We start from the raw sequence: 12,392 nt of genomic DNA on the forward strand, positions 1-12,392 counted from the left end.
TTAAAAATATAATCTCTGACTCGAAGTCTGGTTTATTTATTTCCATCAAATATTTATGGTATGTTCCTCATCAACCCGACTTCTGAGGGTTAAAATTGCACTTAAATATTTAGGATAAATCTGCTTTATGGATACAAAACAGTACATGAATTTATTGTCTCTCCAGCATTTTTTTTGTAGTAAATCTATTGAGCTATAGCAATCATATTTCAGTTGTCAAATTTTAGTGGTAATTAGGAGTCAGGAGTCGTAGGAGCGATTCGCGAATCGCCCGTACAGGAGTCAGAATATAAAAGGATTTTGATTCCTCTTAATTGTTCTTAAATATCTATCAAAATCATTCCTCATTGCTATATATCTAAAAATCTAATCCTAATTTCGCAATATGTCTAAATTTTGAGCCTAAAACCTTTTGAGAAAAGTTTGAGAACAACTAAAACTGCTAATCCTAAAACTAATATTCCAGCAGTAACATAAAGAAATGGAATATCTAAATGACGAACTGCAATTGCTGTCAATGCCCAAATAAATACCAAAGTATAAGCAATATCTTGTTTTTGAATATTAATAATTGCTGCAATAACAGTTGCAATTATTAACATAATTATTGTCCAAACAATAGCAACTTGCTCTGAACTATTCCAGCCTAAATTATCTAGAGCGCAGGCTACATTTACGATTGTTGCTACACTAATCCAAGCAAAATATATACTGATAGGATGATGAACTAACCATTTATCTTTTTTTGAGACTCTTTCAGAACTAATTCCTAAATTTATATATAGGCAAATCAAACAGCCTAAAATTCCTAACATTGCCAAGACTGAAAGAGTAAACAGTTGATATTGAAATAAAAATATCCAAATAATTTGTGATAGACTCGCACCTACTAAAAAATATTGACATCTGCGTAAAATTTTCTTCTCTCGTTGTCCTGGCAAGAGTTGATAAATTCCGAAGCTAATTAAACCTAAATAAATTAATCCCCAAATAGCAAAAGCATAACTGGCAGGAGTAATTAAAACATCCTTAAATACAGTGTTAGAAATTTCACCTATGGTTTGACCACTAGGGGGAGCAATATTCACATAAACATTCAGAAAAAAAGCAGTTAAAATAGCAATTAAATTAGCCCACTGTCGAATAATATCTGAGTTAAATTTGCCTGTATTAGTTTCCATAATCATCGTTGCTATTGTGCATAAATATTATTCAGAAAAATTAGAACTTAGCCCGGAAGTTGTTGTCTATAAAACCGACCGGACTACCCAATCAAATAATACAGAATTAATCTTGAATTACTTCTAGTCCACAAGCTTCTGCGAGTTGTTGTGCTATACTTTTATATTGACGAGGTGGAGTCCGAGTATCGAGGTCTAAATTAAAACTCTCTACAACACGCTGAATTAATTTTGAACGCCATATAGCTTCTATTTCATAATCTGAACTAAGACTACCTTCTGATAATGCTGCCATTAATTTATCTAATATTTGATATTGCCCGACTAAAATTGCTGCTTTAGTAACATCACCAGAATCAGTATCCAGAGCGTCCAGTTGTCTACTAACTCGATTCCATTCTGTATCAATTATTTTTGTCAAAACTTTAGCAAGTTTAGCATCACGTTTTTGTTTCAATATTTGGAATTCCCTATTAGTCATTATTATTAGCTCCTCAATATATTATTATAAGCTATTTAATTTTATATATCACATATATCTAGTTTTTCCTATGAATATAATCTTAAATTCATGATGTACCTAATTTAACTATTTTTTATTCTTTGTTATTTTTGCTTGAAAAACCATTGCCAATCAAAATATAGCAATTCCCAAAAAGCGTGAGGTACAAAATTTTAGGTTTGAGGGAACACTTAACACTTAACACTTAACACTTAACAGGGAATAAAAATACAATAAAACAATAAAGATAACTGTACCTCACGAGCTTGGGAAACGCTATAAATGATGCCCAATAATCAGGATAACTTCAATAATTGATAATTACCTATCCCTAAAATGGATTGGATTGACGCGGAGCGTGAAAATTTTTTCTTTTTTCTCCTTTAAAGGAGAGGCTTTTCACCTTAATTATTCGGTAATTATTTAACTATTTCTCAAGACAAATCTTTTTTGGGTTTTGTTTGTATTGCTAAAACTGCTAACTGTTGGCGGTCTTATTTACCACTAATTATAGAAATTTGTGGTTGTCGCAATGCTTCTGCTAAGGAACATAACGCAACTGACCATTGGGTGCATAAATTATTATTTCCACATCTGCTATAGTTAAATCATGTTCCAAAGATTTAATCAACAACTTATATAATTGAGTTGCAGACTCTTTGACAAATTCAATATTCCGTTTATGGCTTAAATTGTTAATCATAAAAACGCGATTATAGTTAGATTAATCCAATAATTTAAAAAATACAAATGACTGAACTAAGACAAAACTTAATCACCAGAGATTGGGTTATTATTGCCACAGAAAGAGCCAAAAGACCTGATGATTTTACTAAACCCCAAAAATCGCAAATTGTCATCCCATCATATCAACCAGATTGCCCATTTTGTCTGGGCAACGAACATCTCACAGGACCAGAATCATTTCGACTCAAAGATAATAATAGTTGGAAAGTTAGGGCAGTACCTAATAAATATCCAGCTCTAACTCCCATTGGTGAAAAAGTTAGAAATATAGAGAAAACTTTTCGTTCTATGGCAGGAGTTGGATTCCATGAAGTGATTATCGAACACCCACTCCATCATGTCACAATTCCCCTTCTAGATATTAAAGATATACTCAATATTCTCAGAGTTTATCGTCTGCGATATTCACATATCAAACAAGATAAACGGATTCAAACTATCCTAATTTTTAAGAATCATGGTAAAGGTGCAGGTACATCATTAGAACATCCTCACTCTCAATTGGCAGCTACGCCAATTGTACCTTATCAATTACGGATTCGGATACAAGAAGCAATGCGATATTTTGATGATACTGGAGAATGTTTATTTTGCCGAACATTAGCAGATGAACTAGCTGCTGAAGAGAGAATAATTTATGCTAGTAAACATTTTGTAGCATTTATTCCTTATGCAGCACTTTCTCCATTTCATACTTGGATTTTCCCCAGGCGTCATTCATCATCTTTTGATGAAATTACTGAGTCAGAAATGCTAGATTTAGCTGATAATTTGAAAACTGTTTTAGGGAAACTTTATTATGGCTTAAATAACCCAGATTATAATTATATTATTCGTTCAATTCCTACCGATGAACAACGTACAGATTATTTTCATTGGTATTTAGCAATTGTTCCTAGGGTTTCCCTTACTGCTGGGTTTGAAATGGGAAGTGGAATGTTTATTAATACTGCTGTGCCAGAAGAAAATGCTGCTTTTTTACGTTCCGTGGAAATTCCTAAATAGCAGGGAATAGGGAATAGGGAATAGGGAATAGAAATTTGTGACATCTTTAAAGTAAATTGGTATGACCATCCTAAAAAATATTGTAATCTTCTTCCTTCTTCCTTCTTCTTTCTGCGTTATGATAATCTATTTAAAATAAAATTCTGTTAAAGGAATCTAATAATGACAAAATTACGAGTAGGTTTATTATTCGGTGGTTGCTCTGGCGAACATGAAGTATCCATTCGGTCTGCTAAAGCGATCGCTACTGCTTTAACTCAAGGTCAAAATACAGACAAATATGAATTGATGCCAATTTACATTCAAAAAGATGGTCGTTGGCAACCAACTGATTTTTCTCAACAAGTTTTGGAGTCTGGCAACCTACCATCATTACCACTTATAGATAGCAATCAGAATGATAATTCCGAGACTGAAACCATCTCCTCTATTGCTTCTCAAAGCTCGTCTAACCTCTGGCAAACCCCTCCTCAAGCAGCTCAGGTAGATGTGTGGTTTCCAGTGCTCCATGGCCCTAATGGCGAAGATGGTACTATACAGGGCCTACTGAAATTAATGCAGGTTCCGTTTGTGGGGTCTGGAGTTTTGGGGTCAGCAATGGGAATGGATAAAATAGCGATGAAAATGGCTTTTGCTCAGTCAGGTTTGCCCCAGGTAAAATATCAGGCAGTGACGCGATCGCAAATTTGGTCTAATCCTTGTGTATTTCCCAAACTGTGTGATGATATTGAAGCAGCTTTAGGATATCCCTGTTTTGTTAAACCTGCAAATTTAGGTTCATCGGTAGGTATTGCCAAGGTGCGCTCTCGTTCAGAATTAGAAACTGCCTTGGATAATGCTGCTAGTTACGATCGTCGAATTATTGTCGAAACTGGTGTGGAAGCGAGAGAGTTAGAATGTGCAGTGTTGGGGAATGACCTGCCAAAAGCTTCTGTAGTTGGTGAGATTACTTTTGAGAGTGATTTTTATGATTACGAAACCAAATATACAGAAGGAAAAGCAGATTTATTTATTCCAGCGCGGGTGAGTGAAGCGATCGCCACTCAAATCAAAGAAATGGCAACCCAGGCATTTTTAGCAGTGGATGCAGCAGGTTTAGCGAGGGTAGACTTTTTCTATGTGGAAAAAACAGGAGAAATTTTTATCAATGAAATTAATACAATGCCTGGTTTTACCGCAACCAGTATGTATCCCATGCTTTGGGAAGCTAGCGGTATTCCTTTTGATGAATTAGTAGATATTTTGATTCAGTTAGCATTAGAAAGACATTCTAAATAACTAAATACCAATTTGTTAAAAATAAATCCCCCCAAACCCCCCTTGGGAAGGGGGACTTCGGTCCGACATTTTCAATAAAACACTCGCGCAGATACATCTGATATATTTAACTTTCAAATAATTTTGTATCAGATACAATTATAGTAATTTGCTAAATATTTGCCCACTATACTAGAATATAAAGAACCTAATTGTGGTTGGGTTGAGGAACGAAACCCAACCTACGCTTATAGCAATATTTTAGTATAATTCATATTAAATAGGTTCGTACATACAGTTGAGAAATCATTAATTATGGATAGAGAAAAAGAAGCGATCGCTTAAATTATACCTTTGCTTCAAGTCAGCAAAGGTAGCGATAGTTTTGGAAATGGGGTAAATTTGAATCATAAAAAATAATTAATAGATTTTTCTGATTTTAACCTTTCTTTTCAGTTGAAAGGCAAACTTCAAGACAAATTTAATTACCTATCCACTATCTTAATGCTTAAACAAAAATGACATCATATCAATTAGTTTTTTTCCTCAAAATATTCCAATCCGTTCTCATCAAAAAATCCCAATCTCGTAGCGCCACTCGCGACCATAACCAGTTTTTTCGCAGTTGGGGAATATGATATTCTCTTGCAGCTTCACTCATTACTTTTGTCCGATATTGGAGCGCTCTCAACCAGCGTTCTCTTTGCTCATTTTCCTGAGAAGTTTGAGCAGATTTCATCATTACTAATCCAATCCCTGCATAGGCATTAAGAGCATCTTTTTGTTCAACTTCTGGAGTGGTAATAGTCTCTGTTGAAATGTTCCGCAATGTTTCTGTTTCTGGTAAAACTTCTCCTGATAATTTTAATACTTTGAACCAAGCATCATAAGCTTTTTTCAAGTCTCCTTTCGTATAGTAAGCAAAACCTATAGCATTTTGATATAGAACAGAATCAGGACTTTGAGAAACTGCTTTTTTCCAGAAAAATAAAGCTTTATCTACAGTATAATTTCTATTTCCATCTTGGGCTAGTTCCCAAACCAATCGACCGTATAAAAAATTTATTTCTGGGTCAATATTTTGGTCATTATTAGGTGATTTTAGTACAATATTAATTGCTTCTTTGGCATCCATAAAAGCACCTCGATTTAGCAGGGATTCTATAGCCTTTTTTCCAGCTTCAATATCATTTTTCTTAAATTGTTCAATCGCTATTTTTTTTTCTGCTTCAATTGTATTAGCACTATAATTAATAGGTTGTTCTTTGTTATATCTTTCAAGGTTAATTGGGTCTGGAGTTAAAGGTATAGTTTTTGAATAATTTACTGGTCGATTTTGAAACAACCAAACACCACCTAGAGTTAACAAAACAGCAATGAGGTGTGTAAATATTCTGCCAGGAACGGAGTTAAAAATTTTGACGGTATTTTCCTGTTTTTGTGTCATTGTGATATTTTCTAGAATTAGATTAGTCATTTGAGCAATAAACTTTTAATATATCTAACCTAATCTACTTCAATTAGGTAAGCTATTCCGAATTGTTGTTATATTCAACTTGCTACTTACCGAATAATTAATAATTATTAATTAAATAATTCACTCTTTAAAGCCTCCCCTTTCAAGGGGAAAAAGCGGTCGGAAAGCGGAGCATTCCGTCAGGATGGGATGGCGAGGTCTCCGTTCCCTCCGGGACGCTACGCGAACTTCGAAGCTTTGCGAAGCGCAAACGCTTGCCTCCAATCTCCCCTTGAGAGCGGTCGGAAAGCGGAGCAGTCCGTAGGATGGGATGGCGAGGTCTCCCGCTCTTACAGAGCCGCTCCGCTTTTCATGTCGGCTCAAGCGCCGAAACGCCATATCCAATCACCAATGCGAGAAAAGTGCTCTTGAATTTCCTTATATTCAATTCCCGTACTGTTTTAACCAGAGGTAATTATCCATTATCCATTAATGAAAGCGCTTTTCAGATGTAATGCGGGCATCTTGCCCGCTATTACTGTACTAGACTGAGATTAAATTCGCTATATATTAGCCTGTTAAGAAATAATACCATTGATGAACAGTAATGCTATGTTTGATTGCCATCTCCCTATTTCAATCCTCTGACTTTACCCAGAGGTGCTGATAACTGATAACTGATAACTGATAACTGATAACTGAAACGACTAAGCCAGCTCTTCTGAGTTTTTATTATGTTCAAATGGCTGCCGCTCTCGAAGTTTCAATAATAAATCCCAATCTTGGCGTGTTTTGGGAGACCACAACCAATTTTTTTGCAGTTGTAAGATATGAAATTCTTGCCCAGCTTCTCTCATAACTTTACTAGCATATTTAAAAGCTTGAACGGGAATTTTTTGTAAATTTTGAGCAGATTTAAGCGTCACTAATCCTAGACCTGCATAAGCATTCATAGCTTCTCTATTCTTGACTGATAAATTTTTCTGGTAGTTATAAGAAACAGGGCGAATTTTTTCGATTTCTGGGGCAATTTCTCCAGACAAATGTAACACTTTTAACCAAGCTGTATAAGCTTTTTCTATGTCTCCTTTGGTGTAATAAGCAAAACCTAAAGCATTTTGATATTGAATATTATCTGGTTTTTTTGCTGCCGCCTTTTCCCAATAACTTATAGCTTCATCTATCAGGTTATTTTGATTTTTATCTTGGAACAATTCCCAAGCTAATCTACCTTTGAGAAAATTTATTTCTGGAGCGTTGCTGAGTTTTTCTGGCACAGCACTTATTGCTGCTGCAGCTTTTATTAATTCACCTCTCTCTAGTAATGTTTCTACTACCAATTTACCAGCCCGAATATCATTTTGATTAAACTGTTGAATCGCCAGAATCTCTACTTCTGGGGTACTATTAATTGTCTCATTAACAAGTCGAACCCTATTATATTCATAGTTCAAAATTGGAGCGGGTGCTTTGGGCAATTTAGCACTCATTTGTAATTGTCGATTCCAAGTAATTAGATTAGTGCCAAATAATAACAGCATTCCTGATATCGTATATCCTAATGTTTTTTTCCAAAATTTATGAGACTTTTTCTGAGGTTTTGATGGCTTTAATATTGACAGAGGTTCTTCACTATTTTGTTTTGCTGTTATTGATTGATTATCTAGCTCCTTTTCTATTTCTCTTTCTTGCAATATCTCCTCAAGTGTCATCACTCGATCTTTACTGTCTTTAAGCTGCCAATTCAAATTATCAGTTTCAGGTTCAGTAGGATACTCCTCCAGATTCCCTAGTTCCATATCTGGTTGTACGCGAGTTGAATCTTCTGGTGACTTGGGAGATTCAATCTTTTCATCAATAGATGTGAGAAAAGATTCCTCTTCTATTTCATTTTTAGAATCGTTTTGTTGTTCAATTAGATATCCACCAAACTCTTGATGTAGATAAACAACAGGTAATGCCCAATAAAGTTCATGAGAACCGTAAGCAGAAATCAAACCTTGTCTTGCTCTATTTAAACTTAAGTCTATTGGATAACCTTGATTGAGATTGCGATAAAACAAGCGTGTCAGAATGAGAGAAACCTCGTCTGGAATTCGTTCCGCCATTGCCAGCACTGCCGGAAGTCCCCGTTTCACCATCGCTTCTGCTAAGTTGATTTCTGCTCCCTCATCAGTGGGGTGAACAACATGGTTGTAAGCACCTCGACATGAGTTGAAGACCGCCATCTGAATGCCATTATTAACTAGCAAACCTGCTAAGTCCTTGCCACTCAGACTTTCTGTTAAACCTGTTATATTACTCACTAGAGATATTTCACCACCGGAAATACCCCAGGTACTATGACCTGCATAGTGGAAAACTTGATATCTACCTTGTTCTAATTTTTGGGTAAGTTCTTCTCGCCCTGGTTGCCGAAGAATATCTAGGTGGATCTGAGTTGCCCCACTATTTTTTTGCAGTTCTTCTTGTAATGCCTCATATTCTTTTTCTAGTTGTAGACTGTCCTTATCAGTAGGAGCAGCGATCGCCATTAAAATTTTTAATGGTTCTTCAGGTGTTAATATCCGGGTAGATTTACGTAAGCAGGTATTAGGTTGATAGCGAGAGAAGACAATATCAGTACCAGTGGCCAGGGGGCGATCGGCTACATGGAGTACCTCCCAAGGCAAACTGGATATACGTCTGTCTTTAGTACCTAGACGTAACTGTAAGACCTCGCCTCGATTATGAGCTATTCCTTGGGCACAACTCCAACTATCTCTCAGGGTATCTTTGAATAGTTCTTGATACATTTCTTGGCCTAATGCTACCAAACTTGGACTTACTACTTCCCCAGACCTGGCCACAATCTGATTAGGAATCACTACCTGAGAATTGGACTTTCCTTCTAGGAGATCGATTAATGGATCGCGAAATAGATGACGGGCTTGGGCAAGCCATTGTTCTACAGGCCATTCGACTATTTCTTCAGCCACTAGGCCACCAACAGGTACTTTTTCTGTGCGGACAAAATATTCGTCTTCTCCCAGGGGAGTAATTGAAATATGAAATTCTTGAGTCACTTATTTTCTATCCTTCTGCTCAAATTATTCCGCCAAAACTCCCGATCTTCGCTTTGATGTGTGAATACATGGGAAAGAAATGACAGTTGTGGTTTTGGTGGTAGTCTAAATAAGGTTACAGTAGTGCTGGTTATGATTTCCCAGACTTATCAATTTGCACACTTAGTTTTAGCGTTATCTATTACTAACTTGACTGTTGGGATTAGTACAGACTTGTTGGTTAGATAATTATAACGCTCATTTTTTGGCCTCTTCATCTATGTTAGTCTCAAGTTTCTGAGGCTTTATCTTTAACTTTCCTCTACAACTACTTATTAAATAATTCAGGAGTGCTTTGTGGATAATTTGACCATCAGCACTAAAATATTAATCTAGGTATTAATTCGGTTAAATACCTACATTTTAATTTCCGGCCCGACATCTAAGAAATAGCAAAGATTGGGCAGCAAGTAGCAATAGTAATTATTAATCTGGTTAAGCTGACCAGATGACAGATTAACTTATTTTTTCCCTTGACAATATTATATGTAAAAAGTTTCTTTTTTGTCTGGTTTATGGACTATATTTTTTTTTCTGCTTAACAGAACTGTATTTGTTTTTAGTCATTAAATAACCTTTTTTCGATTTATATAATCCCAAATTATCAAATAGCTGATTAACTCCGGTAGCTTAAACCATCTATTTTTTTATATATTAGAAAGCTAGAAAACTATTGATTTAGGATAATCTAGATATGGGAAAATTTTGCTGTAGAATTGGTATAGCGCTACACGCAAGGCAAAAGTCCAAAATGTAAAAGTCATATCAAATCCGGTAGCATTGGTGTAGTTAGATAAAGAGTGTGGGGAGGGTGGGGAGTGTGGGGAGTGTGGGAAGGGTGGGAAGGGTGGGGAGATGGGGATATCTAGAAAGATTTGGCAATGCTTGAAGATGGAAAATTTTTTTATACCGAATTAAGCGGATCTGATATAGCACTACGCAAATAGGTTAGGACATTTTTAAATCCTGAAACCCTTTTACAGTCTTCTGTTCCCTGTTCCCTATTCCCTATTCCCTAGCGCTATATCAAAAATAATCAGGGAATTTGCCTTTGGTTAGTGAGTAAGATTACAGCAGGTTTTATCTTCGTGAGGTATACTCTTCGGGACCAAGATGTCCGCACTACAAACATCCATTAGCGTTTGCGATAGCATTCCGTAAGGAAAGCTTTGCGTTAGCAAACGTTAATATTTGTACCTCATATACTTGGAATTGGCTGTAATTTGAAGACAATTTTCTTACTTGAGAATATGAGCGATCGCTACCTCTGATATCAAATCCGCGGCGCGTGGAGTGTTATAAGAAACCGGGTTTATAGGAGGTAGATGTTAGTATGGTGGGGAATTTAATACAAACCAGGTTTCTAGACTTTTTTATACCAATACTACTGGATTTTATATGACTTTTGACTTTCTTAAAACGGTATGAGCATCGCTAAAAATCCCTACTTATCCATTGAACAACTACAATTTTTCTCGCCCAACCATTTATCCCCTAACTGTTTGAGAGCTATCATTACTGGTTGCACTTCTAATCCTTTCTCTGTTAAAGAATATTCAACATGGGGAGGCACTTCTGGATAAACCTGCCTTGCTAACAAACCATGCTTTTCTAACTCCCTGAGTCTTAAAGTTAGGGTTTTCGAGCTAATTCCCGGTAGAGCTTCTAATAATTCGTGAGTTCGGCGATCGCCACTCAACAGCTCTCGCAAAATCAACACCGACCACTTACTACCCAATATTCCTAACACAAACTGAATCGGACAATCGTTGTTTAAACACAATATATCCCTCATTTTAACATCCGATTTTACCTTCTTATTTTTAACTTTCATTTTCTTCTAACTCTTAAAAATTTATCTTTCTTTAATAATAACCTTTCCTACTGAAAAAACCAAATTTTTTACTTTCTGTAACTAAAGAATTTTCCAGACCCTATATTGCAATTAAACTATAAAGTATTAGGATGTAGATGGAGGGAAAAAATCCTCCTCTAGCTAAAAAACTAGAATCTATATAGAAATAATCCAACTTACTTATGGAGTTTAACAGTTAGGGATCGATAAGTTTGTTTTTCTTAACATCCCACAAATCAATCATTATCTTTAACAATTTGAAAAAAAAAGAAACAAAACTAAATAAATAAATCCTGCCTCGCAACACGGCAGAAATAAAACATTGGAGGATAAAATTATGGTGAACCTATTAGGTCAAAAAAGCAGAACAAAAGTAGATGTAACAGCTTTTGTCCTATGGTTTGAAGAAGTAGGAATTGGAGATATTCCATTAGTGGGAGGTAAAAACGCATCCCTGGGAGAAATGATTCAACAGTTAACTCCCAAAGGCGTAAACGTTCCCAATGGATTCGCCACCACTGCTTACGCATATCGGTATTTTATCGAAAAAGCTGGATTAGAGAAAAAACTGCGAGAACTATTTGCTGACCTAGACGTAGAAGATGTTAGAAACTTGCGAAAACGGGGAAAACAAGCTCGCACCCTCATCCTCGATACTCCATTCCCAGAAGAATTAGAAAAAGCTATAGTCGAAGCATATCATCAAATGTGCGATCGCTACGGAACTTCCGCCGAATATTGTGACAAACTAGAGGGGAACTCCAAACAAGAATGCGAACGCTACACGAAAGAAGTAGATGTAGCAGTACGTTCCAGCGCAACTGCTGAAGATTTGCCAGATGCGAGTTTTGCCGGACAACAGGAAACCTACCTCAACATTTACGGTGATGAAGCAGTATTAGAAGCTTGCCATAAATGTTTCGCCTCGATATTCACAGACCGCGCCATTTCCTACCGTACTATCAAAGGTTTCGACCATTTCGACGTTGCCTTGTCAGTGGGAGTACAAAAAATGGTACGTTCCGACCTCGCTTCTTCTGGCGTCATGTTTTCCATTGATACTGAAACTGGATTCAAAAATGCTGCCCTGGTAACAGCAGCTTACGGTTTAGGTGAAAATGTCGTGCAAGGAGCAGTCAACCCAGACGAATACTTCGTTTTCAAACCCACCCTCAAACAAGGTTTCCGCCCCATCCTGGAAAAACGTCTCGGTACAAAAGAACTGAAGATGATTTACGACATCGGCGGTTCCAAACTTACCAAAAACGTGCCAGTGCCAGTTTCC

Annotated in this window: 10 protein-coding genes; 4 read left to right on the forward strand and 6 right to left on the reverse strand. The window is 36.4% G+C overall.

Annotation, left to right across the window (positions count from 1 at the left end):
* Positions 1-389: 389 nt before the first annotated feature.
* The 3 genes from F6K22_RS14325 to F6K22_RS14335 all read right to left on the reverse strand — a co-directional run bounded on the left by F6K22_RS14325 (position 390) and on the right by F6K22_RS14335 (position 2,386).
* A complete protein-coding gene (locus F6K22_RS14325; RefSeq protein ID WP_293098713.1) occupies positions 390-1,181 on the reverse strand; it encodes a tryptophan-rich sensory protein in 792 nt (263 codons plus the stop codon).
* 106 nt (positions 1,182-1,287) lie between these two features.
* Positions 1,288-1,662, reverse strand: a complete 375-nt coding sequence (locus F6K22_RS14330; RefSeq protein WP_293098715.1) for a hypothetical protein — start codon at positions 1,660-1,662, stop codon at positions 1,288-1,290.
* 562 nt (positions 1,663-2,224) lie between these two features.
* Positions 2,225-2,386, reverse strand: coding sequence for a hypothetical protein (locus tag F6K22_RS14335; RefSeq protein WP_293098718.1), 162 nt, complete (start codon positions 2,384-2,386; stop codon positions 2,225-2,227).
* A gap of 47 nt (positions 2,387-2,433) precedes the next feature.
* Between F6K22_RS14335 and galT the strand changes: the two genes are divergently transcribed.
* Positions 2,434-3,435 carry a galactose-1-phosphate uridylyltransferase gene (galT, locus tag F6K22_RS14340; RefSeq protein WP_293098721.1) on the forward strand — a complete coding sequence of 334 codons (1,002 nt, stop codon included), beginning with the start codon at positions 2,434-2,436 and terminating at the stop codon, positions 3,433-3,435.
* A gap of 162 nt (positions 3,436-3,597) precedes the next feature.
* Positions 3,598-4,713, forward strand: coding sequence for a D-alanine--D-alanine ligase family protein (locus tag F6K22_RS14345; RefSeq protein ID WP_293098724.1), 1,116 nt, complete (start codon positions 3,598-3,600; stop codon positions 4,711-4,713).
* Between the two features lie 508 nt (positions 4,714-5,221).
* On the opposite strand, the gene F6K22_RS14350 is transcribed toward F6K22_RS14345, so the two are convergent.
* Together F6K22_RS14350 and F6K22_RS14355 are read right to left on the reverse strand one after the other, a co-directional pair.
* Complete coding sequence (locus F6K22_RS14350) at positions 5,222-6,169, reverse strand: tetratricopeptide repeat protein (RefSeq protein ID WP_293098727.1); 948 nt, start codon at positions 6,167-6,169, stop codon at positions 5,222-5,224.
* Between the two features lie 686 nt (positions 6,170-6,855).
* On the reverse strand, positions 6,856-9,213 hold the full coding sequence (locus F6K22_RS14355) for a CHAT domain-containing protein (protein WP_293098729.1): 2,358 nt from the start codon (positions 9,211-9,213) through the stop codon (positions 6,856-6,858).
* A gap of 60 nt (positions 9,214-9,273) precedes the next feature.
* Here F6K22_RS14355 and F6K22_RS14360 point away from each other — a divergent pair, with 60 nt between their 5' ends.
* Entirely contained in the window at positions 9,274-9,441 is a 168-nt protein-coding gene (locus F6K22_RS14360) for a hypothetical protein (protein WP_293098732.1), read from the forward strand.
* A 1,255-nt stretch (positions 9,442-10,696) separates the two neighbouring features.
* Here F6K22_RS14360 and F6K22_RS14365 read toward each other — a convergent pair.
* On the reverse strand, positions 10,697-11,047 hold the full coding sequence (locus tag F6K22_RS14365) for a winged helix-turn-helix transcriptional regulator (protein WP_293098738.1): 351 nt from the start codon (positions 11,045-11,047) through the stop codon (positions 10,697-10,699).
* A gap of 397 nt (positions 11,048-11,444) precedes the next feature.
* Between F6K22_RS14365 and F6K22_RS14370 the strand changes: the two genes are divergently transcribed.
* Positions 11,445-12,392, forward strand: a 948-nt coding sequence (locus tag F6K22_RS14370) for a PEP/pyruvate-binding domain-containing protein (protein ID WP_293098735.1), incomplete at its 3' end; no start/stop codon positions are given.

Origin of the sequence: Okeania sp. SIO2F4 (assembly GCF_010672385.1) — a bacterium.
Lineage (GTDB): Bacteria > Cyanobacteriota > Cyanobacteriia > Cyanobacteriales > Microcoleaceae > Trichodesmium.

Coding starts and splice junctions, on each gene's coding strand:
- F6K22_RS14325 (WP_293098713.1), bottom strand. CDS start 1,181: ATGGAAACTAATACAGGCAAATTTAACTCAGATATTATTCGACAGTGG.
- F6K22_RS14330 (WP_293098715.1), bottom strand. CDS start 1,662: ATGACTAATAGGGAATTCCAAATATTGAAACAAAAACGTGATGCTAAA.
- F6K22_RS14335 (WP_293098718.1), bottom strand. CDS start 2,386: ATGATTAACAATTTAAGCCATAAACGGAATATTGAATTTGTCAAAGAG.
- galT (WP_293098721.1), top strand. CDS start 2,434: ATGACTGAACTAAGACAAAACTTAATCACCAGAGATTGGGTTATTATT.
- F6K22_RS14345 (WP_293098724.1), top strand. CDS start 3,598: ATGACAAAATTACGAGTAGGTTTATTATTCGGTGGTTGCTCTGGCGAA.
- F6K22_RS14350 (WP_293098727.1), bottom strand. CDS start 6,169: ATGACTAATCTAATTCTAGAAAATATCACAATGACACAAAAACAGGAA.
- F6K22_RS14365 (WP_293098738.1), bottom strand. CDS start 11,047: ATGAGGGATATATTGTGTTTAAACAACGATTGTCCGATTCAGTTTGTG.